The sequence below is a fragment of the Photorhabdus akhurstii genome (assembly GCF_018448925.1).
In the GTDB taxonomy this organism is placed as follows: Bacteria; Pseudomonadota; Gammaproteobacteria; order Enterobacterales; family Enterobacteriaceae; genus Photorhabdus; species Photorhabdus akhurstii.
Genome location: NZ_RCWE01000005.1, coordinates 1 through 26951, shown reverse-complemented (window position 1 = coordinate 26951; position 26951 = coordinate 1). Strand labels below are relative to the sequence as shown.

At 42.2% G+C, this 26951-nt stretch carries 27 protein-coding genes, 3 tRNA genes and 2 pseudogenes; 24 read left to right on the top strand and 8 right to left on the bottom strand.

The window, feature by feature from the left end; all coding sequences use genetic code 11:
- Positions 1 to 45 precede the first annotated feature (45 nt).
- The gene (locus tag EAE93_RS08450) at positions 46 to 1236 is read left to right on the top strand and encodes a tetratricopeptide repeat protein (protein ID WP_036810059.1); all 1191 of its coding nucleotides are present in this window, start codon (positions 46 to 48) and stop codon (positions 1234 to 1236) included.
- Positions 1237 to 1254: 18 nt separating this feature from the next.
- Positions 1255 to 2250, top strand: a complete 996-nt coding sequence (locus EAE93_RS08445) for a DMT family transporter (RefSeq protein WP_036810056.1) — start codon at positions 1255 to 1257, stop codon at positions 2248 to 2250.
- Positions 2251 to 2305: 55 nt separating this feature from the next.
- Here EAE93_RS08445 and EAE93_RS08440 read toward each other — a convergent pair.
- Positions 2306 to 2526, bottom strand: a pseudogene (locus tag EAE93_RS08440) (transcriptional regulator); the annotation flags it as partial.
- Between the two features lie 107 nt (positions 2527 to 2633).
- Here EAE93_RS08440 and EAE93_RS08435 point away from each other — a divergent pair.
- Both EAE93_RS08435 and EAE93_RS08430 read left to right on the top strand, forming a co-directional pair.
- Positions 2634 to 2909: a type II toxin-antitoxin system Phd/YefM family antitoxin gene (locus tag EAE93_RS08435; RefSeq protein ID WP_214039508.1), complete on the top strand. Its 276-nt coding sequence runs from the start codon at positions 2634 to 2636 to the stop codon at positions 2907 to 2909.
- Positions 2909 to 3241: a type II toxin-antitoxin system RelE/ParE family toxin gene (locus tag EAE93_RS08430; RefSeq protein ID WP_036810050.1), complete on the top strand. Its 333-nt coding sequence runs from the start codon at positions 2909 to 2911 to the stop codon at positions 3239 to 3241. The genes EAE93_RS08435 and EAE93_RS08430 overlap by 1 nt, the downstream gene beginning before the upstream one ends.
- An 11-nt stretch (positions 3242 to 3252) precedes the next feature.
- Here EAE93_RS08430 and EAE93_RS08425 read toward each other — a convergent pair.
- The 4 genes from EAE93_RS08425 to orn form a co-directional block, all read right to left on the bottom strand.
- Positions 3253 to 3328 (bottom strand) — tRNA-Gly (locus EAE93_RS08425).
- Positions 3329 to 3393: 65 nt separating this feature from the next.
- Positions 3394 to 3469: transfer RNA gene (locus EAE93_RS08420), tRNA-Gly, on the bottom strand.
- 55 nt (positions 3470 to 3524) lie between these two features.
- Positions 3525 to 3600: transfer RNA gene (locus tag EAE93_RS08415), tRNA-Gly, on the bottom strand.
- A 205-nt stretch (positions 3601 to 3805) separates the two neighbouring features.
- Positions 3806 to 4351 carry an oligoribonuclease gene (gene orn, locus EAE93_RS08410; RefSeq protein ID WP_040151115.1) on the bottom strand — a complete coding sequence of 182 codons (546 nt, stop codon included), beginning with the start codon at positions 4349 to 4351 and terminating at the stop codon, positions 3806 to 3808.
- 94 nt (positions 4352 to 4445) lie between these two features.
- Here orn and rsgA point away from each other — a divergent pair, with 94 nt between their 5' ends.
- From rsgA to mscM, 3 genes are all read left to right on the top strand, one after another.
- The gene (gene rsgA, locus EAE93_RS08405; protein WP_214039507.1) at positions 4446 to 5501 is read left to right on the top strand and encodes a small ribosomal subunit biogenesis GTPase RsgA; all 1056 of its coding nucleotides are present in this window, start codon (positions 4446 to 4448) and stop codon (positions 5499 to 5501) included.
- 73 nt (positions 5502 to 5574) lie between these two features.
- Complete coding sequence (asd, locus tag EAE93_RS08400) at positions 5575 to 6468, top strand: archaetidylserine decarboxylase (protein WP_036810042.1); 894 nt, start codon at positions 5575 to 5577, stop codon at positions 6466 to 6468.
- Between the two features lie 26 nt (positions 6469 to 6494).
- Positions 6495 to 9833 (top strand): miniconductance mechanosensitive channel MscM, encoded by a 3339-nt coding sequence (gene mscM / locus EAE93_RS08395; RefSeq protein WP_036810039.1) that lies wholly within the window; start codon positions 6495 to 6497, stop codon positions 9831 to 9833.
- Between the two features lie 63 nt (positions 9834 to 9896).
- Here the strand turns inward: mscM and EAE93_RS08390 are convergent, their stop codons facing one another.
- On the bottom strand, positions 9897 to 10160 hold the full coding sequence (locus EAE93_RS08390; RefSeq protein WP_036810036.1) for a PAAR domain-containing protein: 264 nt from the start codon (positions 10158 to 10160) through the stop codon (positions 9897 to 9899).
- Between the two features lie 268 nt (positions 10161 to 10428).
- On the opposite strand from EAE93_RS08390, the gene EAE93_RS08385 reads away from it, so the two are divergent.
- The 13 genes from EAE93_RS08385 (at position 10429) to EAE93_RS08325 (ending at position 20567) form a co-directional block, all read left to right on the top strand.
- Entirely contained in the window at positions 10429 to 12162 is a 1734-nt protein-coding gene (locus EAE93_RS08385; protein WP_235319414.1) for a type VI secretion system baseplate subunit TssF, read from the top strand.
- 14 nt (positions 12163 to 12176) lie between these two features.
- Positions 12177 to 14153 carry a type VI secretion system Vgr family protein gene (locus tag EAE93_RS08380; RefSeq protein ID WP_214039506.1) on the top strand — a complete coding sequence of 659 codons (1977 nt, stop codon included), beginning with the start codon at positions 12177 to 12179 and terminating at the stop codon, positions 14151 to 14153.
- Positions 14150 to 14641 carry a DUF4123 domain-containing protein gene (locus EAE93_RS08375; protein ID WP_040151723.1) on the top strand — a complete coding sequence of 164 codons (492 nt, stop codon included), beginning with the start codon at positions 14150 to 14152 and terminating at the stop codon, positions 14639 to 14641. Before EAE93_RS08380 ends, EAE93_RS08375 begins: the two co-directional genes overlap by 4 nt.
- Positions 14642 to 14643: 2 nt before the next feature.
- Entirely contained in the window at positions 14644 to 14988 is a 345-nt protein-coding gene (locus EAE93_RS08370; RefSeq protein ID WP_214039505.1) for a hypothetical protein, read from the top strand.
- 1 nt (position 14989) lies between these two features.
- A complete protein-coding gene (locus EAE93_RS08365; protein WP_214039504.1) occupies positions 14990 to 15616 on the top strand; it encodes a restriction endonuclease fold toxin 5 domain-containing protein in 627 nt (208 codons plus the stop codon).
- A gap of 26 nt (positions 15617 to 15642) precedes the next feature.
- A complete protein-coding gene (locus EAE93_RS08360; RefSeq protein ID WP_214039503.1) occupies positions 15643 to 16377 on the top strand; it encodes an immunity 52 family protein in 735 nt (244 codons plus the stop codon).
- A gap of 2 nt (positions 16378 to 16379) precedes the next feature.
- A complete protein-coding gene (locus EAE93_RS08355) occupies positions 16380 to 16643 on the top strand; it encodes a PAAR domain-containing protein (protein WP_214039502.1) in 264 nt (87 codons plus the stop codon).
- Between the two features lie 163 nt (positions 16644 to 16806).
- Positions 16807 to 17178, top strand: coding sequence for a Tox-REase-5 domain-containing protein (locus EAE93_RS08350; protein WP_214039501.1), 372 nt, complete (start codon positions 16807 to 16809; stop codon positions 17176 to 17178).
- 48 nt (positions 17179 to 17226) lie between these two features.
- Complete coding sequence (locus tag EAE93_RS08345; RefSeq protein WP_214039500.1) at positions 17227 to 17961, top strand: immunity 52 family protein; 735 nt, start codon at positions 17227 to 17229, stop codon at positions 17959 to 17961.
- 149 nt (positions 17962 to 18110) lie between these two features.
- Entirely contained in the window at positions 18111 to 18728 is a 618-nt protein-coding gene (locus EAE93_RS08340; RefSeq protein WP_269468830.1) for an Imm52 family immunity protein, read from the top strand.
- Between the two features lie 118 nt (positions 18729 to 18846).
- On the top strand, positions 18847 to 19014 hold the full coding sequence (locus EAE93_RS08335) for a PAAR domain-containing protein (RefSeq protein WP_250150951.1): 168 nt from the start codon (positions 18847 to 18849) through the stop codon (positions 19012 to 19014).
- Between the two features lie 35 nt (positions 19015 to 19049).
- On the top strand, positions 19050 to 19778 hold the full coding sequence (locus EAE93_RS08330) for an immunity 52 family protein (RefSeq protein ID WP_214039499.1): 729 nt from the start codon (positions 19050 to 19052) through the stop codon (positions 19776 to 19778).
- A gap of 66 nt (positions 19779 to 19844) precedes the next feature.
- Complete coding sequence (locus EAE93_RS08325; RefSeq protein WP_214039498.1) at positions 19845 to 20567, top strand: immunity 52 family protein; 723 nt, start codon at positions 19845 to 19847, stop codon at positions 20565 to 20567.
- A 151-nt stretch (positions 20568 to 20718) separates the two neighbouring features.
- On the opposite strand, the pseudogene EAE93_RS08320 reads toward EAE93_RS08325, so the two are convergent.
- Both EAE93_RS08320 and EAE93_RS08315 read right to left on the bottom strand, forming a co-directional pair.
- Positions 20719 to 21084, bottom strand: a pseudogene (locus EAE93_RS08320) (HAD hydrolase family protein); the annotation flags it as partial.
- A gap of 12 nt (positions 21085 to 21096) precedes the next feature.
- The gene (locus tag EAE93_RS08315) at positions 21097 to 21360 is read right to left on the bottom strand and encodes a PAAR domain-containing protein (protein WP_214039497.1); all 264 of its coding nucleotides are present in this window, start codon (positions 21358 to 21360) and stop codon (positions 21097 to 21099) included.
- Between the two features lie 268 nt (positions 21361 to 21628).
- Here EAE93_RS08315 and EAE93_RS08310 point away from each other — a divergent pair, with 268 nt between their 5' ends.
- The 4 genes from EAE93_RS08310 to EAE93_RS08295 all read left to right on the top strand — a co-directional run.
- A complete protein-coding gene (locus tag EAE93_RS08310; protein ID WP_250150950.1) occupies positions 21629 to 23362 on the top strand; it encodes a type VI secretion system baseplate subunit TssF in 1734 nt (577 codons plus the stop codon).
- Between the two features lie 14 nt (positions 23363 to 23376).
- Positions 23377 to 25389 carry a type VI secretion system tip protein TssI/VgrG gene (tssI, locus tag EAE93_RS08305; RefSeq protein WP_214039495.1) on the top strand — a complete coding sequence of 671 codons (2013 nt, stop codon included), beginning with the start codon at positions 23377 to 23379 and terminating at the stop codon, positions 25387 to 25389.
- Positions 25386 to 26618 carry a DUF4123 domain-containing protein gene (locus EAE93_RS08300; RefSeq protein WP_214039494.1) on the top strand — a complete coding sequence of 411 codons (1233 nt, stop codon included), beginning with the start codon at positions 25386 to 25388 and terminating at the stop codon, positions 26616 to 26618. Before tssI ends, EAE93_RS08300 begins: the two co-directional genes overlap by 4 nt.
- Positions 26615 to 26951: toxin VasX (locus EAE93_RS08295; RefSeq protein ID WP_332008593.1), on the top strand; the 337-nt coding region annotated here is incomplete at its 3' end. The genes EAE93_RS08300 and EAE93_RS08295, both read left to right, overlap by 4 nt.

Genomic DNA, 26951 nt, shown 5'->3' with positions numbered 1-26951 from the left:
CTCAACAGAGTTTCCAAACCATAATTAATTAAAAAAGGGGATTTTATGAGTTACCAATGGCCTTCTGATGGTTCATCTTCCATATGGCCGGAAATAAATAGCACGTTCTTATCCCTCCGTGGATTTTCAGACGAATTTATTCCAATGAATGACACTCAGCGAACCTACAAAAAACTCCTGATGGGATTTGATGCAATCACCTCTTGCGAGATGAAAGAACTTTATAAATTCAAAATCACATTAACTCAAATGAACGAACACGACCTTTCTCTCCCTGAGCTTTGCCTTATCCATAAGGCATTCAGCGCATGGGTGAAATTTGATTACGATAACGCGAGATTGCTTCTGACCCAACATATTCGAGCATACCCATCGGATATTGTCGCGCTCTTCTTTATTCACATGCTTGATTTCTGCACTGGCAAAACAACCAACCTGAGGTCTCTTCTGCTTTATTGTGACGAACACATTGTTAGCACTCACTACCTCTATCCGTATTATCTTTCCATAAAATCATTCGTCCTTTGTGAAGCTCAATGTTTTGATGATGCCTTAGAGGTTGGTTTTAAATCTGTTAAATTAATGCCGGACAATATCTATGGCATTCATGCTGTCGCACATGCCTTGCATGAGCTAGGTCGCTGGAAAGAACTTTGTCACTTCCTGACCAACTGCAAAGAACATTGGATCACCAACGCCGGAATGGGAATGCATGTATACTGGCATCTCGCCATTGCGTATGAACGATCCGATGAAATCACGCTGGCATTGCAAGCTTTTGATGAATTATATGCGCTAAAAGACAATCCATTTGCTAAACAAGATTTGGACGCCGTAGAATTCTTGTGGCAACTTAGGCTCAAATCTGCCGACACTAACTTCCAACCAATATGGGAACGTCTTGCTGTTCTTTGGACAGGCAGCATCAGCTCATCCACCTCTTACTTCCACAAAATACATGCAGCACTCGCTTTTTCTGCAACAAATCAGTCTTTTCTTATTGAGAAGCTGATCGCGGAAAGCGATGGATTTGGCATCGAACCAGACACACATTCCACAGGGATAGACGTCCTTAAAGCGATCTTATTATTTACATCTAGGCACTATGAGGAGTGTCTAAATAAACTTCGTCTCAGCTATGAAAAATGGCCATTATTGGGAGGTAGCCGCGCTCAACGTGAAATATTGGACCAGACTATGGAATACGCCGCCTTGAAAGCATCCTCCACCCTATAAATTGCGACATTGACAAACATGAAAAGCAACCACGCATCAACGCAGTCGGTCAACAACTACTCAACCTATATCAAGCTGTCTCTTGTGGCTATTATCTGGGGCGGAACATTTGTTGCAGGTCGATACATTTCTGTCGAGACACCTCCCTTGTTATCAGCAAGCCTCAGATTTATTCTTGCGGGCATAACGCTCATTATCTTCCTCGTTTTATCAGGAAAAATGTTCGTCAAGATTAATCTATCCCAACTATTGAAAATCATTGGACTGGGCCTCTGCGGAATATACGCCTACAACCTTTTTTTCTTTTATGGTCTGCATCACACAACCGCCTCCAGAGCTTCACTTATCGTGGCACTGAATCCAGCAGTAATGGCGATTTTTTCATATTTCTTTTATAAGGAAAGACAATCGTCACTGAAAATACTGGGAATTATTCTTTGTCTGCTCGGAGCAATGATCGTAATTTTTAGCAAAACGCCACAACTGACAATTGGAGAAGAAGATAACTGGTTGGGTGACACTTTGATCTTTGGTTGTGTTTTAAGCTGGGTTGCTTATAGCGTCTTCTGCAAGAACATTGTGAACCAAATCGGCCCGCTACACACCGTTACATACTCCATCCTGGCAGGCGCTATCATGCTAACTGTAACAGCCATTTTCACAGGTCAAATGAGTTTATCCGCAATACATGCATTATCCATGACTGATCTCTCCAGCTTACTTTATCTTGGCGCAGTAGGTTCAGCGGTGGCCTACATCTGGTATTACAACGGAATCCAAAGAATTGGTTCCACTCGCTCCGGTGTATTCATTGCGCTTAACCCTTTGACCGCGGTATTGCTCGGCGCAGTCCTATTAGATGAGAGATTAACATTCCCAATGTTCATCGGCGGCGCTCTCATCATCGGAGGTATCCTGATCTGCAATAAGAGATCAACCGGTAAAAAACTTATTCCACACGAATCTAAATTTGGGATCAATCATATAGTAAAAGCAAAGAATTGCAGGAAATAAGCCAGAAGTTTCATCCTATCGACGCTTTGGTACAAACAAAAGCGTCGATCTTACCATGTCGATCCATCAACACGCGCAGCGCCGCAATACCGGCAGGCATATTATCTACAGCTTTATTAAATGCGGCAAAGCGCTCATTGCTGTTTTCATAGTCAGCAATTTTAGCGGACAGAAAGTCAATCAGCGGATTTTTATCATCGTGTTCGATGAGGTAATCCACCATTGCCAGAGCGTTAATATAGCATCCTCGGAAGTGCTGTTCCCCAAGAAAGGAATAACAGCTACTCTAAAATCAGCATTTGCTTAATTGGAAAGGTGATTTTATAATCAAGCAATTGACTTTTTATAGTCTCTATTTAGTCCTTTTTAATGTGAGGAATTCTATGCGTTATTCAGAACAGATCAAACCCATTAGCTACCTAAAAGCCAATGCAGCTACGGTGATGACGACACTCACTGAGTCCCGTTCACCGATGATTATTACACAAAATGGCGAAGCAAAAGCGGTGATTCAAGATATTGCCTCTTATGAGCAGACTCAGGAAACTATAGCGTTGTTAAAGATTTTAGCTCTAGGACAACAACAAGTTAAAGCAGGTGAAGTCACACCAGTAAAGGAGGTGGTTCAACGCTTAAAAAATAAGGGGAAGTTCGCCTAATGCCATATCATGTCATGCTGACTAAAAATGCCGAAGCAGATTTAGAGGACATTTACGATTACATTGTCGAAAATGACAGTTCAGAGAAAGCTGATTATGTATTGGATCAGTTGCTGAAAACAGCAGACAGTCTGGCTAACTTTCCTGAAAAAGGCAATTATCCCAAGGAGTTGCAGGAGTTAGGGATCCGCGACTTCCGCCAAACATTTTTTAAACCTTACCGGGTTATTTACCAGATCACAGGTAAACAGGTGGTAATTTTTGTGATTGCTGATGGTCGGCGGGATATGCAAACCCTGCTTACGCACCGGTTGCTAAGTGTATCTGCATGATAAGAAAGACTTGGAGCGGGAAACGAGACTCGAACTCGCGACCCCGACCTTGGCAAGGTCGTGCTCTACCAACTGAGCTATTCCCGCATTACTGACTGGTGATCACCTGAAATAATATATCAATCCCAAGAAATCAATTGTGAATCTAAACTTGGAGCGGGAAACGAGACTCGAACTCGCGACCCCAACCTTGGCAAGGTTGTGCTCTACCAACTGAGCTATTCCCGCGTCACTGGCTGGCTAATAATAACCAGAAACAACATACTGATTCCAAACCAAAATTTGGAGCGGGAAACGAGACTCGAACTCGCGACCCCGACCTTGGCAAGGTCGTGCTCTACCAACTGAGCTATTCCCGCATATCTTTTAGTACGCTATCCATACCTTATGAAATTCTTCATCGGTATGGGGAGCGCATTATACGAAAAATCGTTGCGCCCGCAAGCCCTTCAACACAAAAAAACAAACTTTCCGGTCAAATGACGATTTAAACGCCAAAGCAGGTTAATTAATCATCACACCAAACTTGCATTATCATACCAACAGAAAATAAAACTTTCTGACTCACAGTTGAATAAAATGTTCCCGATAATAGGCTAACTCAGCAACTGATTCACGGATATCATCCAGCGCCTGATGAGTATTCTGCTTCTTAAATCCAGCAAGGATTTCCGGCTTCCAGCGACGGGCTAATTCTTTAAGTGTGCTGACATCCAAGTAGCGGTAATGAAAATAAGCCTCCAATTCTGGCATATAGCGGAACAAGAAACGCCGATCCTGACTAACGCTATTACCACAAATGGGGGAAGCACCTGCCGGAACCCATTTTTCCAAAAATTCAATCGTCGCTTTCTCTGCCTCACGATCATCAATTTTACTTGCCTTAACACGTTCAACCAGCCCACTGCCCGTATGGGTGCGCACATTCCATTTATCCATCAGAGCAAGTTGTTCATCAGACTGATGAACCGCAATGACTGGCCCTTCCGCCAGGATATTCAAATTTGCATCAGTGACAATTGTCGCAATTTCAATAATGCGATCCCGCTCTGGATCTAAGCCCGTCATTTCCAGATCTATCCAGATAAGATTGTGCTCACTTTTTGACATGTTATATCCTAGATTGGAGAGATAGTTCTTATTAATGGTGTATCATAGCGCTTTTAAGCAATAACAGCGATAAGTGTGGAACAAGTGAGGTTCGGTGGCTAAACATAAACTATCCAAAGGCCAGCAACGGCGGGTACAGGCGAATCATCAGCGAAGATTGAAAAAACAGGATAATAAACCTGAAATGGATGATAGTCAGTTAGGTGAACCTCAAGAAGGGCTGGTTATCAGCCGTTTTGGCCAACATGCTGATGTCGAGGCAGAAGACGGTTCTATACAACGTTGTAATATTCGCAGAACTATCCGCTCATTGGTCACTGGCGATCAAGTCGTATGGCGTCCTTCGCTGCAAACACAAGCAGATGTTAAAGTAAATGGTATTGTTGAAGCCGTTCACGAACGGACTTCCGTACTTACGCGGCCTGACTATTATGATGGTATTAAACCTATCGCCGCCAATATTGACCAAATAGTGATTGTGTCAGCCATTCTTCCTGAACTGTCACTCAATATTATCGATCGCTACCTTGTCGCCTGTGAAACGCTGGGCATTGAGCCATTGATTGTATTGAATAAAATTGATCTGTTGGACGAAGAAAGCCGTGAATGGGTCAACGAAATCATGTCCACATACCACAACATTGGTTACAGAGTATTGAAACTCTCAAGCCATACTGGCGAAGGTATGGAAGAATTAACGAAGATGCTTGCAGGTCGAATCAGCATTTTTGCCGGTCAGTCTGGCGTAGGTAAATCAAGTTTACTCAATACACTCCTGCCAGAAGATGAAGCAGAGATTATGGTCAATCAGGTTTCAGATGTTTCTGGTTTAGGTCAGCACACCACAACAACCTCCCGTCTTTATCATTTTCCACATGGCGGTGATGTTATTGATTCTCCCGGAGTTCGAGAGTTTGGCCTGTGGCATTTAACACCGGAGCAGGTAACTCTGGGTTTTATCGAATTCCGTGATTATCTGGGCGGTTGTAAATTCCGTGATTGTAAACATCGGGACGATCCAGAGTGTGCGTTACGGAAGGCAGTGGAAGATAACGAAATAACTCAAGAACGCTTTGAGAATTATCACCGTATTCTCGACAGTATGGATCAAATTAAACCACGCAAAACTTTTACAGATAACGATAGCTAACTGACATCAAATGAAAGGACAGGTACAATACCCCCTTTTGTCTAATTTTGCCAATAGAATCCAAGAGGTTGACGTGCTGGATAACATTAAAATCAGGTTGCATTATTTACTGCCTAAACAGGGAATAACTCACCTGGCAGGCTGGTTTGCTAACAAAAAAGCTGGCTGGCTGACTCAACTGGCAATCAAAGCGTTTGCCCGTGTTTATAAAGTGGATATGAATGAAGCGAAAGCGCCTGAGTTTTCAGCATATACGACATTCAATGAGTTCTTTATCCGCCCATTAAAAGATGATATTCGCCCAATTGTCAGCAATGAACACCAATTAGCGCTACCTGCTGACGGTACTATCAGCCAGTTAGGCAATATCCGAACATACCAGCTCCTTCAAGCTAAAGGACACCACTACACACTTGAAGCTCTACTCGCCGGTAATCATCAATTAGCAGAGATATTCCGTGATGGGCAGTTTGTAACGACTTACTTATCACCTAAAGATTATCACCGTGTACATATGCCTTGCGATGGATTACTGAAAGAGATGATCTATGTCCCAGGCGATCTATTCTCTGTCAATCCATTGACTGCCGCCAACGTACCAAATCTGTTCGCTCGTAATGAAAGAGTCATCTGTCTGTTTGATACTCAATTTGGGCCCATGATACAGATTCTGGTTGGTGCAACTATCGTCGGCAGTATTGAAATGGCTTGGTGTGGTACGGTTACACCACCACGGGAAGGCATTATCAAGCGCTGGACTTACCCCGAAGCCGGTGCAACTGGCGCAATTTCTTTCAAGAAAGGGGAAGAAATGGGGCGTTTCAAATTGGGTTCTACCGTCATTAACCTGTTTGCATCAAATCAGGTACAGCTAGCCGGGCATTTGAGCAGTGGCTCCACAACCCGCATGGGCGAACTGTTAGCCCAAGCGATCATACCTGACGAACCTACTGACAACATAAGCTAATCCCTTTCCAAGGAGAGCCCTTTATCGTGCGCCTGATTATCAGCTTATTGCTTAGCCTGATCATTATTAGTCCGGTTCTTGCTGCGATTCCACTTGATGAAAACCAGCTCAAACAAGAACTGAAACAAATCGAATCCAGCAAAAACCCGCAGGATGCAGAAGTTGCTCAGGCGCTGCAAAGCGCTCTCAATTGGATTGCTGATGCTAAATCTGCTAATGACAGAACGCAGAAATATCAGACCGCCATTGATGATTTTCCTAAAATCACGAAAGAACTTCGTCAAAAATTACTCTCTGAAAGTGATACGCCTCGTCCAATTCCCGCTAACCAACCCATTGCAAGCATTGAGCAACAGATCATTCAAGTCAGCAGTCGGTTGCTAGAACAAGGGGGGCAATTACAGCAAGAGCAGGACAAAGGACGGGAAATCAGTGACTCTCTAGTACTATTACCGCAACAACAATCAGAAGCGCGACGCTTGCTAACTGAAGCATCTTCTCGCCTGCAATCATTAGGAACACCCTCCACCCCATTAGCAGAGGCTCAATTTGCCTTAGCTCAAGCCGAAGTCAATGCCCACAAAGCGACAGTCAATGAACTCGAAATAGCTCAACTTTCTGCGAATAATCGACAGGAAATTTCCCGTATGCGGGTTGAACTGTTCAAAAAGCGCTATCATCGACTTGATCTTGAACTGCAACAACTCCGCAGCCAACTTAATGCACAACGCCAGCAAAAAGCAGAATTAGCCTTAGAACATACCGAGATGCTGGCGGAACAAAGTGACCAACTACCAAAATTTCTGCTTGATGAATTACAACTGAACCGGAATTTATCTCAGGAATTAAATCAGCAAGCACAGCGAATGAATATCATTGGCTCAAAACAGCGACAAGCCGCCAGTGATATTATTCAAGTCCGGCAAGCATTGAATACCATTCGTGAACAAGCACAATGGCTCGGTGGCTCTACAACGCTCGGAGAAGCGCTCCAAACCCAGCTTGCCCGTTTGCCTGACATGTCTAAGCCACAGCAACTTGATCGGAATATTGTCAAATTCAGGGTTGATCGTCTGAAATACGAAGACATGCTCGATCAGTTACAAAAAGAGACAAAACCCGTACAGAAAAGCAACGTTGCGTTAACTGCTGAACAAGAGCGGATTTATGATTCTCTTACCCGCACCCGCAAAGAATTACTCAATTCATTATTATCTGGCTATGACAGTGAAATCCTTGAATTGACCAAACTGAAAGTCGCTACCAGTCAGCTAAATGATGCGCTAACAGAAGTTAAAGAGGCCACACACCGTTATCTATTCTGGGTCGCGGATGTTAATCCTGTTTCGCTCAATTACCCAATCAATGTTGTGCAGGATCTAACCCGTCTATTATCGCTGGACACTTTTTCTCAGTTAAGCGGCGCCCTGATAGTCATGCTGACCACTCAGGATACGCTGCTGTACTTATTCGGCACGCTCTTCCTGGTTATATTCAGCATCGGCTCTCTCCGCCATTATTACGCATTCCTTGAACGCGCGAGTAACCGTATCGGCAAAGTCACCCATGATCACTTTTCCCTCACTTTACGTACCGTATTCTGGTCGGTTGTTGTCGCGTTACCTTTGCCGATGCTCTGGTCTGCCATTGGCTATGGGCTGCAAAGCGCCTGGCAATATCCTATGGCGACCGCTATCGGTTATGGCGTCAGTGCGACAACTCCCGTTCTATGGATCTTCATGCTGAGTGCCACTTTCGCCCATCCAAATGGATTATTCATTGCCCACTTCCGTTGGCCGGAAGAACGCGTTAAACGGGCGTTACGATTCTACCAGCTATCTATCTTTGCCATTGTGCCATTGGTCATGGCATTGATAACTTTTGAACACTACAGTGATCGAGAATTTGCTTCTACACTCGGCAGGCTCTGCTTCCTGATCCTGTGTATCTCCTTAAGCCTGATCACGAACAGCCTGAAACGGGCAAAAGTCCCACTCTATCTGGATAAAAATGGCTACGGCGAAAATGTTATCAATACCGCTCTCTGGTGGATTTTACTCTCTGCGCCGATAGTCGCAGCGCTAGCTTCCATACTGGGATATTTCAGCACATCACAAGCATTGCTGGGGCGTTTAGAGACTTCCGTTGCTATCTGGTTCTTCCTGCTAGTTATTTACCATATTATCCGTCGTTGGATGCTGATTCAGCGACGCCGGATCGCCTTTGACCGGGCAAAACAACGGCGGGCGGAAATTCTGGCTCAACGAGCTAAAGGAGAGGACGACTCAACGGGTTCAACAAGCAGTATCGAAGGTGCTATTGAAGTTGAGGAACCTATTATTGATCTGGATGCCATCAGCGCTCAGTCATTGGGATTAGTTCGTTCAATTCTAACTCTGCTTGCCTTGGTTTCACTCATTTGGCTCTGGTCAGAACTTCATTCCGCCTTCTCGTTTCTAGAAAATATTCGACTGTGGGATGTCACCACCACAATAAACAATGTAGAAACTGTTCAACCTATCACCGTAGGTTCTGTCTTGATTGCTATCTTGGTGATTATTATCACCACTCAACTGGTGCGTAACCTGCCCGCACTGCTTGAGTTGGCCTTACTACAGCATTTGGAACTTACGCCAGGTACCGGTTTTGCCATCACCACACTCACCAAATACACCATTACTCTGATTGGTGGTCTGGTAGGTTTCTCTCTGATTGGTATCGAATGGTCAAAATTGCAATGGCTTGTTGCGGCGCTAGGGGTTGGGCTAGGTTTTGGCTTACAGGAGATCTTCGCCAATATTGTTTCCGGCCTGATGATATTGTTCGAAAAACCGATCCGTATCGGTGATACCGTGACTATCCGCAATCTGACCGGCAGCATCACCAAGATCAATACACGGGCAACAACCCTCTCTGACTGGGATAGAAAAGAGATCATTGTTCCTAACAAAGCCTTTATTACCGAGCAATTTATTAACTGGTCATTATCTGACACCATCACCCGTGTCGTGCTGACAATTCCTGCGCCGACAGAAGCTAGCTGTGAAGAGGTCACCCAAATCCTGTTAACCGCAGCTAAACGCAGCACTCTGATCCTTGATAACCCGGCGCCTGAAGCCTATCTGGTTGATCTTCAACATGGTATTCAGATATTTGAATTACGTATTTATGCTGCTGAAATGGGGCATCGAATGCCTGTCCGCCATGAAGTCCACCAGCTTATTTTGCAAGGATTCCGCGAACACGGCATTACTCTGCCATTCCCGCCATTTCAGGCGAGTATTGATGTCATTGGTCGGGATATTCGCAGTGCGACGACCAATATGTCAGGCCGTAATCCACCACGTCAACCGGGTAGTTTGTAAAACAATGAAGCACTGAGCACCCGTACTTGAATCAACTCACCCTATTTCAGGCAGATCGCCATCCTATGCTTGAAACAGGCTTTGCGAGGCAATTAATGTCGCGCCACAAGAGGTTTTCATTCCCTCCAGTGCGTACATTTGCCCATTAGAGCTGATTATTTTCGGCGTCCCTTCCACAATGGTTTGATTGCCGCCACATTTTGGACAGGATACCGCATCCCCAACCCGAGCCGCTTTCTTCCCTAACACACCAAAGCCTTCATCACCGGCTAACACCTTGCCGCCATGCGAAGTCGAATCACCGACCAAAATAATAGGACGTGACATATTTCCCTCCATTAACTAATGATTAAATATTAATTTCAGCTTCCAACATCTGGCTATCATGACGCCATCACTTGATTAAAAAAAACTTATCTAAATAAAACTCATTGAAATAAATTACATAATTATGTTAGTTGAACACCTAAAAAATTTACATCATTAACTGTTTGAAACAAAAAATTACACATAATTAAATTATCAACCTTGATATCCATCAGCTCAAAATATAAATTTACATTAATATTTGATCGGAAAAAAGACAAAGGTAGATATGAAAAATTTTGAAGATTTCTATCGGGAAGCACTTTCACAAATAAAGCATGATCTGAGCAACGCAGCGCAAGAGCATCCACACCTTGCTCCATTTACCTCCGAATCTGGCGACCCGGATGTTCTCCGATTACTGGAAGGTTTTGCGCTTATTACTGCCGGTATTAAGCAGAAAATTGATGACGGTTTCCCGGAAGTCATTAACCCGCTTCTACGAAAAGTATGGCCGATACCTTTACATCCGATCCCTTCAACCAGCATTGTCCAGCTAGATATTCAACCGGGCAGCATGACTGAAACCACAAGCATTGCCAAAGGCAGTGAAATTTCCGCCATACAGCAGAATCAATCCATTACATTCAGAACCACTCAAGATATCAATATTGAGCCCATCACTTTGGTCCATAAAACGCTGACACACAGCGGAGACAAGAGCCTGATATCGCTGACCTTTCAATATCATGGCCCAACTACCCGCTGGAAGACAGGGCAAGTCACGCTTTTTCTCGGAGAAGATCAAAAACTGGCGTCTTTACTGACCAAATACGTGGATCAATCGCTGAACAACACTTATCTGAAAACATCCCTAAAAGAGACGGAGATGTGGCTGGCTATTGAGATCGCTCCACGCCTGAAAGAAAATTTGGTCCTGCCGAGACCACATGACTATTTCTGGCCGTTGCAGGTGTTATACGAATACCTCTATCTGCCACATGTTAATGACTTTATGTCATTTGATTTATCGGAAGAAATCGCTGAGCTCCCTTTGGGAGAAGATAAGCAATTTACCATTATTCTAGAATTTGACTGTAACATTCCCATCGAGGACATTACACCCGCATTTATTCCCCATTGCGTACCCGTTATTAACCTGGCTCCGGCAAGAACAAAACCGATAACATTTGAAAAGGGCAAATCGCGTTATGTATTAGCAGCGAATGAAATCTTTAGTATTGATAACATTAAACTCCAATCCGATCCTGATGGAACATCTGAAGGATCTGCTCACAGCGTTCCTCTTATCAATAGCGAGCAACTGGCCGCCTGCCATTTTGCCGAACCCGGTGACAACATATTACTTTTTAACCATATACGGGAAGAATCTCCATTTGGCGGCAATCAAATTAATCTCACGTTTTATGATCATCAGGCAAAACCCGTAACAAAACACCACTATCGCGAATTTTACTGCCAATATCACAGATATCATACGCAAGCACGGACATTGGGCATCGGGCAAATCTGTATACCCAGCGAGCAGATACCCAGCCATATTCAGGCCAGGAATATCGTGTCGGCGTCAAAAGATCTTCCTGCCGTCGTAAACAGTCATCAGCACTGGCCGATACTATCTTTGTTGTCGATTGGGCCATTTTTTCTCAGTCACATTGAATCAGTCAGATCTCTGGTCAAACAACTTGATACCTTCGCGCATCTGGACGCCCCGCGTAGCCGGCATATTCAGCGCATGGCCGATGGTCTCAGCGCTATCTACCTTGAGCCATACTACCATTTTGACAAGGGCATTCCTGTGAGAGGCCAAGCCATCACACTGCGCATGACACCAGAAAATTATGAGCATGAAGGAGAAATGTATGCTTTTGCCAAAACACTACACACCGCTTTCTCCCTCTGTTTTGTTGAAACCAGCTTTCACAGATTAACCGTTATCAATAACGACACCAATGAATACTGGGAATTTTACAATATGCCTGGGCATCAGAAGATCATGTAATTGAAGGAAACATTATGAAAACCGGACTCCGCTTTTCCTGCACCATCGGCAATCTGCCGCCCATGACTTTTGCGGTAGTGAATTTTACATTAGATGAAGCGCTTTCATCGTTATTTACCCTGTCTCTCACATTAGCGGCAAGCCGTTCAAATATAGACACGGACACCCTCCTGCTCCAAACCGTGCGGTTCACTGTCACCCGTGACGATATTCTGCAACGTGAAGTGAAAGGATTGGTTGCAAGTGCGGTTGTTGGCGCCACAAACCGACATCAAACTCAGTATCATCTGACAGTCAGGCCAGAAATGTGGCTGCTGACACTCGATCAGGACAGCCGTATCTATCACCAGCTCAGTGTCCCCGATATTTTACAAAGCATACTGAAACAGAAGAAACTCCGGGCCAATATGCATTTGAATAACCCACACTCAACACGGGAATACGTCACCATGAAAAGGGAATCATCCTATGATTTCTTTACCCGCCTGGCGGCTGAGGAGGGAATTTTCTTCTGGTTCGCCGATGACGGGCTCTATCTGAGTGATAGCTACCTGAACATGAGAGCGCCGGATACATTGATTTATAACCCGGACGTCACCAGCGCAGTAGAAGAAAATGTTATCTACAAATGGTCTCTTGGCTCCTACATGCGCCCGGAATCTACCGACCAAAAAGACAGAAATTATCACAACCCCAATTACGCTTTACAGCATAACGCCACGGATTTTGAAGCGGAGAACGGCACGCCATTTCATATTTTTGAAAGTTACGGCCGTTTTCAGAAAGATAAAGAGGGCATGCCGTTTACCCAATACCGGCTGGAAGCTTTGCGGGTTGACAGCAAATCAGGGCAAGCGGACAGTAATTGTATTCGATTAATGCCGGGCAGAATTTTTACACTAACCAACCACCCGATTGACGCCATGAATGATCGCTGGCAAGTCACCTCTTCCCAACATACCGGGCATGTCCCCGCCGTTTTAGGCGATAACGGAACCGGCACTACCCTGAATTCACACACCCGGTTCATTCCAGGCCGCAACGATTGGCGTCCGCCATACCGCTATAAACCATTGGCCGACGGCGACGAAGTTGCAACGGTTGTCGGGCCAGGCACTGAAGAAATTTACGTCAACAAAGATGGCGCGGTTCGCGTTCACTTTCACTGGAACCGTTATGACGCGCCTGATGATCAGGCTTCTTGCTGGGTACGGGTTGCACAAGGCTGGAATGGCAACGGATTTGGTTTTCTGGCAACACCGCGAGTCGGTCAGGAAGTGATTATCTCCTATCTCAACGGCGATATTGACCGGCCTATTATTACCGGATGCACTTACAACGGTCTTAACCGCCCGCCGCTGAATTTACCCGCGGAAAAGACGCGCACCACGTTCAGAACCAAAACACATAAAGGTAATGGCTTTAACGAATTACGTTTTGAGGATGAAAACGGCAGTGAAGAAGTATTTATTCATGCTCAACGGGATATGAATACGCTGATTCTGAATGATGAAACCCACAATATTGGGCATAACCGGACACATCATATTAAACATGATGCCCATTTACGCATTGATAATGAGTACCGCGTACAGACGGGAAATGACATTTCCCTATCTACGGGGCAAAAACTCCATATCAAGGCAGATGATGCCCTGTTAACTCAAAGCGGCAATGAAATTCACCTAAATTCCGGCGCTAAAGTCGTGATTGATGCCGGTAGTGAACTGACCCTACAGGCCGCCGGGCACTTCCTTAAAATCGATGCAGGCGGTATTACCAGCAGTGCGGGCATTAACTTCGGCAGTGGATCACCCGGCAGCGGCTCAGGCTGGGGTGGCAAGCTACCGGATATGCTGGATAAACTGAAACAAACCAGTGTCGTGCAGGCAGAAAAAGCCCTGACGACACCATTGAAAGAAATCTGTCTGACCTGTCTGATGAAAGCAGAATTGAATGGCACGGCAATGGTTATCAGGGGGCAGTCATGACACCAGAATTACAGAAAAAATGGAGTGAATACAGAGAAAGACATCCCGAAATGAAATGGTATGCCTTAGTCAGCGGCCTACAGTATGAACGTCATTTTGCTGAAGAGATTAAGTATATCGCCGGCATGAATAATCCCCTGTTCCGGCAATACCCGGATGCCAAAATTGCATTCGCGGGGCCGTGGTTGTTTGATATGGCTTATGCGAAATCATGGGAAGAAAAGTTATCTGCGCTGGAAAAGGTTGCACCTTCGGTGTCCTGGCTACACACCACGCTATCTTTGGACAAACTAACCCGTCACCTTGAAAACTACCTGAATGTTGAGCTGGAAACGGGGGAAACGGCATTGTTGCGTTTTTACGATCCCCGCATTTTGCATCAAATCCGGGATATTTTCAGCCCAGAGCAATTGTCAGCATTCACTGACGGTATTCATGAGTGGGTGTATTCTTTTGATAATAATGATCATTTCGTAAAAGGGGCCTAACGATGATAAAACTCAGCAAGGAACAGGTCGCTAAATTTATTGATGCGGAAGATGAGGCTTATGTGACCCAGATCCGACAACGTATTCTGGCTGAGCACAGTGGATTAGTCGAAAATGAAAGCGAACACAGCCTACACGAACGATTAAAGAAAGCTTATCTGGATTTAGTTGAGATGAGGTTCAAGGATGAAGCATTGATCCGCTCTTACTTATATTTCGTTGCGTTTAACCGTGATTTTCACGGCTCGCCAACAATCCAAAATATGTTGAACGCCGGAGATAGCCCGGAACAACAATACCGTGATTATTTACGGGTTATGGATAATTTATTAAAAAGGAGAAATTGATATGCCATTACCACTTCTTGCGCCAGCGGCTCCCGCTCTTTTAGCTGCGGCTGAATGGACATTGGCTGCTTGTGCAGCGGGATTAGCCGCCGTTGGTGTGATGGAAAGCACCAAAGATAAAGAAGGTAAACAAGACAAAGCAAAAGCGGATACACAAACAATTGCTTCGTCCCGTACCGAATGTGAGAAATGTCCGGCAATTGGCAACGTTACAATGGTTTGGGAAAAAACCACATCGTATTCAGAAATAACCATTGCCTACCAAACAAAAATTGCCGGGACGATATACAACCCTGAATTAAACCTAATTGAAACTTGGTTATGCATGGATACAAATTTTGATGGCTGGAAACCTGCACAATGCTTATTTCTTGAAGCTAAAGCTAAATATGATCAATTTTTCAAAGACGGAGAACCTAATGACTTTTATAAGAATATAAAGTTAAAGGGAAAAATGTCTGGATATGACAGTATGATTAATCAGGCTAGGAGGCAGAATTTAGTGTGCGAGACATTAGATAATATTCCAAAATCCCATTGGCACTTTCTAGAGCCAATATCTTATGAATACTTTCTTACGGCATTTTCTATGTTTCCTAACATTACGGTATTTAACACTAAACTTTAATCATTCTCACAAAAGGAGAATTAAAAATGTCAATGATTTTTTCAAGAATAAAATTATTTCATGACTCAAATGAGGCTTTAACTCCTGAAAATGCATTACTTGATTTATATCAAATTACATGCAAGATAAATAAGTTAACAACTAGAAAAAGTGGTTGGTATTTGCCTGGTTATACTCAAGAAGAGAGATTAAAAAATAATGCATTTGATGAAAATGGACCTACTAAATATGCTATAGAAGATTTTAAAGAAACTTATGATGAAAACTCTGGATTTATTGTGAAATCATTATCTGATGGAGTAGATGAGAACAACAACAGTATTCTATATATGGGTGAAGATAAAATCCATGTTAATCCTGTTAGATTAGGTAAAACTAATATATCTATAAGCATCAATTTAGATAAAGATAAATTTAATTTTCAAGATATTATTGAGCTTTTAAAAAATTCAATATCGATTCGAAACTCTCCATTTATTTTAGTCGATACAAGAGGTTACTCGTTAAAACAAAAACAAGTTTTTCCAGATAGGGTTTATGCCGGTTGGATGCTCTACTTACCAATTGAAATAGATCCGACTTTAGTTCCAATGGCAGAAGAAATAATATCTATTTCTGATAAAAATCACAAAAAAGGCTCATTGATTATTACGACAAAAGATATTTTTGACATCGAAAACCAAGAACATATCAATAAAGCCAATGATATTGAAATATGTTTACGGGATTTACAAATACTACCATTAATATCAGAGATATAAGTATGACAGACAAAGCTGTGATCCGTTTAAACGACATAACCGATCATGGTGGTAAAGTCATTACCGCCATTGATAATTACGTGTATCAAGGCGTGCCTGTTGCTGCTAAAGGTGATTTAGTAAACTGCCCTAAGTGCAAAGGGGTTTTCCCTATTGTAGAAGGTAGCAATGACTTAAAGCATCAGGGAAAACCTATTGCATTGGAAGGTATGCAAACAGCCTGTGGCGCAAAACTGATTGCCAGTCAGAAAGATTTTCTCGCTTAATGAGACGACAATCATTTTGGCCTATTTAAGGCAACACTGACGCGCTACGCTTGTCTTCTCCGTTTTACCGGGCTAATACATTAATCCGGTAAAACAGAGAGCCGAGAAAAATACCGTGATTATTTACGTGTCATGGATAATTTATTGAAAAGGAGAAATTAATATGCCATTACCACTTCTTGCGCCAGCGGCTCCTGCTCTTTTAGCTGCTGCGGAATGGACACTGGCTGCTTGTGCAACAGGATTAACCACCGTTGGTGTGATGGAAAGCACCAAAGATAAAGAAGGTGAACAAGACAAGGTAAAAGCGGATACACAAACAATTACTTCGTCCCGTACCGAATGTGAGAAATGTCCGGCAATTGGCAACGTTACAATGATTTGGCAAGCAGAAAGACAAAATAGGGTATGCATAGGATTGAATAATATTCCAAAGTCTCATTGGCATTTTTTGCAGCCTATATCTTATGAATATTTTTCTGAAATGTTTGTTTCTTTTACTAACATTAAAACATTTCATATGCCAATAAGTTGAGCAAAAGCCTATAACTATTGTTGAAAATTTCAAACAGGATTAATGATTATGAGTTTAATACATCCAAGAATAAAATTGTTTCATGACCTTAATGAACCAATAACACCTGAATTAGCGTTAAGGGATGTATATCAGATAATGCAGAAAATAAATAATATTAGTAGTAACCCAAGTTATTGGCATTTACCAGGATATAGTTTAGAGGAAATAGAGGAGAATAATGTATTTACTGATACTGGTTTTACTGAATATGCTATAAGCCAGCTTACAGAAAATTATGATAAAGATGCAAAATATCTTATAGCTACTTTATTTGATATCCCTGGTGACATTGAAAGTGAAAATAGAATTTTTTATCAAAGCAGTGATGTAATTTACAATAATAGACTAGGAAAAACCAATATATCTATTGAACTTAACTTAGTGAAAGAAAAATTAAATATTCAAACTATTATAGAGTTTGTTAAAGCTTTAGCATCTACTCGTAATTCTCCAATCGTTATGACTGAAACACGAGGATATAGATTGAAAAAAAAGCAAGTATTCCCAGACCGAATAAGTGCAGGTTGGATGCTCTACTTACCAATAGAAATAGACCCGATTTTAATTCCAATGGCAGAAGAAATAATATCTATTTCTGATAAAAATAACAAAAAAGGCTCATTGATTATTACGACAAAAAATATCTTTGATATTGAAAACCAGGAGCATATCAATAAAGCCAATGATATTGAAATATGTTTACGGGATTTACAAATACTACCATTGATGACAGAGTTATAAATATGACAAACAGAGCCGTAATCCGATTAAACGACCTAATTTATGCGTATTTCTTTAGAGCATTTACTAAATTTAATAACATTAAAGTATTTAACACTGTGATTTGATAGTTGTTTAATTATATTAATTTTGCGTAAAAAGGTAAAAATATGACAACAATATACCCAAGAATAGAACTATTTCACGATCTAAACGAGAGCATAACACCTAAAGTGGCATTGAATGATTTATATCCGGTGGTGCAACAAGTAAATAAATTATCAAATAAGCAAAGTGGTTGGCATTTACCTGAGAATTCTTTAGAAGAGAGATTGTTGTACCGAGCATTTGATGAAAATGGACCTACTGAGTACGCATTAAAACATTTTGAAGCAACTTTTGATGAAAAGTATAAACTTATTGTTAAATCTTTATCAGATGGAAATGATGAAGACAATAATAGTATTTTATATACAAGCGAAGATGAAATTTATAATAATCCTATCCGGTTCGGGAAAACCAATATATCAATTAACATTAGTCTTAAGAAAGAAGATGTTAGTTTTGAGAAATTCATAGTATTCATTAAAAATTTAATATCTAATTGTAAATCTCCATTTGTTTTAGTAGATATAAGAGGTTACTCGTTAAAACAAAAACAAGTTTTTCCAGATAGGGTTTATGCCGGTTGGATGCTCTATTTACCAATTGAAATAGATCCGACTTTAGTACCAATGGCGGAAGAAATAATATCTATTTCTGATAAAAATGACAAAAAAGCTCATTGATTATCACAACAAAAGATATCTTTGACATAGAAAACCAGAAGCATATTAATAAAGCCAATGATATTGAAATCTGCTTGCGGGATTTACAAATATTACCATTAATATCATAGATATAAGTATGACAGACAGAGCTGTTATCCGATTAAACGACATAACCGATCATGGTGGTCAAGTCATTACCGCCATTGATAATTACGTGTATCAAGGCGTGCCTATTGCTGCTAACGGATATTTAGCCAAGGCTTTTGCTAAATTTATTAACATTAAAACATTTAATACACCCTAAATGTAGATATTTATTTTAAAATTAGGATTAAAAAGATGAACATAATACACGCTAGAATAGAAATGTTTTATGATTTAAAAGAAAAGATAACACCGGAATTAGCATTGGATGACACATACTGCATCATACAACAAATAAATAAGGTATCTAATAGTTCAAGTAGATGGCATCTACCTGGATATGATCTAAACGAAATAAAAGAAAATAATGTTTTTAATGAAAGTGGCATTACTGAATATGCCAAAAATCAATTCAAAGAAAGTTATGATGAGAGTTTTAAATCTATCATAAAAACATTATTTGATGTTCCAGGTGATATAAAGTTAAAAAATAGAATCATGTATTCAAGCCGTGACTATAGTAATAGGCTAGGAAAAACTGATGTAAGCATTGATCTTATTTTTGAAAAAGAAAAATTTAATCATTCTAAGTGGATTGATTTCGTAGCTTCTTTAGTTAGCAACCATTACTCTCCAATAATCATGATGGATTCCAGAGGATATTCTCTAAAACAAAAACAAGTTTTTCCAGATAGGGTTTATGCCGGTTGGATGCTCTACTTACCAATTGAAATAGATCCGACTTTAGTCCCAATGGCAGAAGAAATAATATCTATTTCTGATAAAAATGACAAAAAAGGCTCATTAATTATCACTACAAAAGATATCTTTGATATTGAAAACCAGGAGCATATTAATAAAGCCAATGATATTGAAATCTGCTTGCGGGATTTACAAATACTACCATTAATATCAGAGATATAAGTATGACAGACAGAGCTGTGATCCGATTAAACGACCTAACTAACATTTAAGCAAGGGTAAAAATAAATGTCTACGTTATCATTAAATATGAAATTATATACAGACTGGAAAGAACCATTAACTCCAACAATAGTTCTTACCGATTTATATAAAATTACACAACAAATAGATATATTTTTTGGACGCCATAAAACTTGGTATTTACCAGGAGATACTCGTCAAGAATCTTTACAACATATTGCTTTTGATCAGCAAGGAGCAACAAAAGAAGCAATAAAAGAGTTTGAAGAAGATTATACAGAAGAAAATCCTATAATTATTAAAGGGATTTGGGATGGCGAAGATGATGACCATTCATGTTCAATTTGTTATATGAATTATCGTCGAGATCGGTTAGGGCAAACCCAGATAGATTTTCATATATCTATTGAAGAAAATGAATTTCGGCTATCACGATTAATCAGCTTTATTAATTTTTTGATTTCTACTCATAGTGCACCTTATATTATGATAGAAAACAATACATATAGAATAAAAAGAAAACACGTTTTCCCAGATCGTTTAAGTGCTGGTTGGATGCTCTATTTGCCAATAGAAATAGACCCAACTTTAGCTCCAATGGCAGAAGAGATAATGCCTGTTTCTGATAAAAATGACAAAAAAGGCTCATTGATTATCACTACAAAAGATATCTTTGACATAGACAACCAGAAGCATATTAATAAAGCCAATGATATTGAAATCTGCTTGCGAGATCTACAAATATTACCTCCGATAACAGAGATATAAATATAGCAAGCAAAGCAGTCATCCGATTAAAACGACCTAACCGATCATGGTGGTAAAGTTACTACCGCCATTGATGATTGGGTTTATCAAGACGTGTCTATCGCTGCTAAAGGTGATTAAATAAACCGCCCTAAGTGCAAAGGCGGGTTTCCTATTGTGGATGGAAAAAACCAATATTCTGTGTCTCAAAGTCTACGGCCTGGACGAGAACAATCAGCTTATCGGGCGTGGTTTTATTCCTAACGTCAGCAGTTATTCTTTCACGATTCATATACCAGTGATCATGGCAATAATAATTCGTCAGAATATCAGCGTTATCAAACTCCATCAGGCACAAATCATGCACAATTTCAGGATCAACATTGTGACTGAAAACCAGTTCACCCACAGCATTGCGTACCCGTGCGCCATTGGAAGTGATCATATAGGCATCAATACCAAGAACACCTCGGATTTGCACAACGTCTACATGATGACGATCAGTGGCAAAAATAAAATGAATGCCTTTATGAATCAACTCACCGCCATCCTATGCTTGAAACAGGCTTTGCGAAGCTATTAATGTCGCGCCACAAGAGGTTTTCATTCCCTCCAGTGCGTACATTTGCCCATTAGAGCTGACTATTTTAGGCGTCCCTTCCACAATGGTTTGATTGCCGCCACATTTTGGACAGGATACCGCATCCCCGACCCGAGCCGCTTTCTTCCCTAACACACCAAAGCTTCCATCACCGGCTAACACCTTGCCGCCATGCGAAGTCGAATCACCGACCAAAATAATAGAACGTGACATCTTTCCCTCCATTAACTAATGATTAAATATTAATTTCAAATTCCAACATCTGGCTATCATGGCGCCACAACGTGATTAAGAAAAATTTATATAAACAAAAATCATTGAAATAAATTACATGATCATGTTAGTTGAACACCTATAAAATTTACGTTATTAACTGTTTTAAACAAAAAATTACACATAATTAAATTATCAACCTTGATATCCATAAGATCAAAATATAAATTTACATTAATATTTGATTACAAAGAACACAAAGGTAGATATGAAAAATTTTGAAGATTTCTATAGGGAAGCACTTTCACAAATAAAGCATGATCTGAGTAACGCAGCGCAAGAGCATCCACACCTTGATCCATTTACCTCCGAATCCGGCGACCCAGATATTCTCCGCGTACTGGAAGGTTTTGCGCTTATCACTGCCGGTCTTCAACAAAAAATTGATGATGGTTTCCCGGAAGTCGTCAACCCGCTTCTACGAAAAGTATGGCCGATACCTTTACATCCGATCCCTTCAACCAGCATTGTCCAGCTAGATATTCAACCGGGCAGCATGACTGAAACCACAAGCATTGCCAAAGGCAGTGAAATTTCCGCCATACAGCAGAATCAATCCATTACATTCAGAACCACTCAAGATATCAATATTGAGCCCATCACTTTGGTCCATAAAACGCTGACACACAGAGGAGACAAGAGCCTGATATCACTGACCTTTCAATATCATGGCCCAACTACCCACTGGAAGACAGGGCAAGTCACGCTTTTTCTCGGAGAAGATCAAAAACTGGCGTCTTTACTGACCAAATACGTAGATCAATCGCTGAACAACACTTATCTGAAAACATCCCTAAAAGAGACGGAGATGTGGCTGGCTATTGAGATCGCTCCACGCCTGAAAGAAAATTTGGTCCTGCCGAGACCACATGACTATTTCTGGCCGTTGCAGGTGTTATACGAATACCTCTATCTGCCACATGTTAATGACTTTATGTCATTTGATTTATCGGAAGAAATCGCTGAGCTCCCTTTGGGAGAAGATAAGCAATTTACCATTATTCTAGAATTTGACTGTAACATTCCCATCGAGGACATTACACCCGCATTTATTCCCCATTGCGTACCCGTTATTAACCTGGCTCCGGCAAGAACAAAACCGATAACATTTGAAAAGGGCAAATCGCGTTATGTATTAGCAGCGAATGAAATCTTTAGTATTGATAACATTAAACTCCAATCCGATCCTGATGGAACATCTGAAGGATCTGCTCACAGCGTTCCTCTTATCAATAGCGAGCAACTGGCCGCCTGCCATTTTGCCGAACCCGGTGACAACATATTACTTTTTAACCATATACGGGAAGAATCGCCATTTGGCGGCAATCAAATTAACCTCACGTTTTATGATCATCAGGCAAAACCCGTAACAAAACACCACTATCGCGAATTTTACTGCCAATATCACAGATATCATACGCAAGCACGAACATTGAATATCGGGCAAATCTGTATACCCAGCGAGCAGATACCCAGCCATATTCAGGCCAGGAATATCGTGTCGGCGTCAAAAGATCTTCCTGCCGTCGTAAACAGTCATCAGCACTGGCCGATACTATCTTTGTTGTCGATTGGGCCATTTTTTCTCAGTCACATTGAATCAGTCAGATCTCTGGTCAAACAACTTGATACCTTCGCGCATCTGGACGCCCCGCGTAGCCGGCATATTCAGCGCATGGCCGATGGTCTCAGCGCTATCTACCTTGAGCCATACTACCATTTTGACAAGGGCATTCCTGTGAGAGGCCAAGCCATCACACTGCGCATGACACCAGAAAATTATGAGCATGAAGGAGAAATGTATGCTTTTGCCAAAACACTACACACCGCTTTCTCCCTCTGTTTTGTTGAAACCAGCTTTCACAGATTAACCGTTATCAATAACGACACCAATGAATACTGGGAATTTTACAATATACCTGGGCATCAGAAGATCATGTAATTGAAGGAAACATTATGAAAACCGGACTCCGCTTTTCCTGCACCATCGGCAATCTGCCGCCCATGACTTTTGCGGTAGTGAATTTTACATTAGATGAAGCGCTTTCATCGTTATTTACCCTGTCTCTCACATTAGCGGCAAGCCGTTCAAATATAGACACGGACACCCTCCTGCTCCAAACCGTGCGGTTCACTGTCACCCGTGACGATATTCTGCAACGTGAAGTGAAAGGATTGGTTGCAAGCGCGGTTGTTGGCGCCACAAACCGACATCAAACTCAGTATCACCTGACAGTCAGACCAGAAATGTGGCTGCTGACACTCGATCAGGACAGCCGTATCTATCACCAGCTCAGTGTCCCCGATATTTTACAAAGCATACTGAAACAGAAGAAACTCCGGGCCAATATCCATTTGAATAACCCGCATTCAATACGGGAATACGTCACCATGAAAAGGGAATCATCCTATGATTTCTTTACCCGCCTGGCGGCTGAGGAGGGAATTTTCTTCTGGTTCGCCGATGACGGGCTCTATCTGAGTGATAGCTACCTGAACATGAGAGCGCCGGATACGCTGATTTACAACCCGGACATTGCCAACGCAGTAGAAGAAAATGTTATCTACAAATGGTCTCTTGGCTCCTACATGCGCCCGGAATCTACCGACCAAAAAGACAGAAATTATCACAACCCCAATTACGCTTTACAGCATAACGCCACGGATTTTGAAGCGGAGAACGGCACGCCATTTCATATTTTTGAAAGCTACGGCCGTTTTCAGAAAGACAAAGAGGGCATGCCGTTTACCCAATACCGGCTGGAAGCTTTACGGGTTGACAGCAAATCAGGGCAAGCGGACAGTAATTGTATTCGATTAATGCCGGGCAGAATTTTTACACTAACCAACCACCCGATTGACGCCATGAATGATCGCTGGCAAGTCGTCTCTTCCCAACATACCGGGCATGTCCCCGCCGTTTTAGGCGATAACGGAACCGGCACTACCCTGAATTCACACACCCGGTTCATTCCAGGCCGCAACGATTGGCGTCCGCCATACCGCTATAAGCCATTGGCCGATGGCGACGAAGTTGCAACCGTTGTCGGGCCTGGGACTGAAGAAATTTACGTCAATAAAGATGGCGCGGTCCGCGTTCACTTTCACTGGAACCGTTATGATGCGCCTGACGACCAGGCTTCTTGCTGGGTGCGGGTTGCACAAGGCTGGAATGGCAACGGATTTGGTTTTCTGGCAACACCGCGAGTCGGTCAGGAAGTGATTATCTCCTATCTCAACGGCGATATTGACCGGCCTATTATTACCGGATGCACTTACAACGGCCTTAACCGCCCGCCGCTGAATTTACCCGCGGAAAAGACGCGCACCACGTTCAGAACCAAAACACATAAAGGTAACGGCTTTAACGAATTACGTTTTGAGGATGAAAAAGGACGGGAAGAGATTTATATCCACGCTCAACGTGACCAACTGATCCAAATTAACCACGATAAGACACAAAAAATAGAGCACGACGAAAGCCACACGGTCATGAATGATCGTCGGCATAAAATCGGCCATGATGAATTTATCCGTGTCATGAATGAACAACATATTCAGGTGGATAAAAATCAGTTCGAAACCATTGAGAAAGACAAAATTACCCGGATCAACAATAGCTGGAAGGAAGAGATCTACGCCTCCCATTTCCAACAAATTGGTGAAAACAAACAGAGTGATATCAAAGGCAATTACCAATTAAATGTCATTAAAGGCATTCACTCACACACCAAAATACATACCCTGCAAGCCAGCGATACATTGATCCTCAGAGGTAAGGCAGGAAGCATCACTCTGGATGCTCAAGGCATCACACTAAACGGCAACATCTTTCTGAAAGGCCCGGTGGTAGTGCAAGGAGGAAGCGCAGGCACCGTGCCAACATTGACCGGTGCAGCCAATGAAGGACAGCCCATCGCTCAGGATTGCAAAGGAAAAGCCGATGCACAGAAGGAAACATCAGAGTGAAAACGCCATCTTTGTTTGATTCAGCCTATTACTGGGTTGCCAATTGCACCTACCAAGCGATAGGTAATGAAAAACATCCTGCCGGACAATATTCAGCCAAAGCATTAATCTATGCGCCGACTGAATACGAGGCACTAACAAAGCTGTGCAATTACGTTATCGGTTTCGGAATAGCAAACGGTCAATACCAAGACATTATTGCCTTACAAACCTATTTGATGGAAAGCACGCTGCCCGAATTACGGTTAATACGCCATATCCAACAGATAAGCGATCAACACCCCGTAATATTGGTAGAACAGGAAAATGTTGACTCTCCACTGCCTGCCGCTCGTGGTGATCTAATCTTGACACAAGCCACTGATATACCTGTTTATGGAGATAATGAACATCTCTACGCGGTCATTGATGCGGCAATATACCAACAGGCAGGACGATTTATCATTCCTGATCTGCTCGCTTCCTCCTTACGCTGGCAAGGATTATTTCAGGGAGAAACTCAAGTTTCACTGGAAGATAGCGCCCCTTATCTGGTTGAACTGCATAAAGACAGTAGCAATCAGCCAGAGCTACAGCGATACATTATGAATGCCGATAACCGGGCAGAGTTGAGCTTGTTTATCCACAGCGAACAACCTTTTGAAACGCTGCTGAATCATCTGCGTAAGTTCACCTATTTAAAAAATGAGCTGACTCAGACGTGGGCATTTTTCCGTTTCTATCATCCCAACACACTGACAACACTGCTTAATACCCTGTCCGACGGGCCATTAGCCCATTTTATGCAAGGGATCAACGCAATGTGGTTCTATGGTGATAAACCCGATACCCGCCACATTATCACCATCACCGAAAACGTCCGGCAGGCAAAACCCACGCCTGTCACACTCAATCGCCGCTTGTGCGAACTGTTTGATCAACAAGCGCAACAACGCTACGTACTTAAGACAATTGATTTTATTCAGGAAAACCTAGCTGAACGCTGTCAGGTGAATAAAAACACCCTGCCTGCTTTTGTTTTGCAGCAGACTAATCTGGCCTATTTACAAGGGCTGACGCAACAGCGAGCCATACTCTATTACGTTGCCGCCAAATGTTTAATGCCAAACGATGAAATTCACTGGCAACAGCTTTGGGAATCAGCCTGCTCACAAACAGAAACACAGGCAATACGGGCAAATTCACTTCTTGCACAATGCAACAAACTGACAACCAAGGAAATGTTATGACCACTGACTTTCAGGAACAATTTGACAAATTAATAGAAAAAGCTTACGAACTGTTCCCGCAAAATCTTGAGGTAGACAGCTATATTCAGCCCTGTGACTGCGACATTAAACCGATCTACCCGGTTCGCTATGCTTATGTGAACTTTTTCGGCAAAGAATTGGAAAAACCAGAAGCGCCCCCGGACATCCACACCCTGATGTTCTCCTCATCACTCCAACAAACCAAAGGCTATGCCGCCCGCCTTCTGCGTCCCGGCTGGATATACATTAAGGAAGAAGACCCGCTTACCGCTCGCGGCAGCAAGGCCCGGGGCTATCTGCACATCTTTAAAT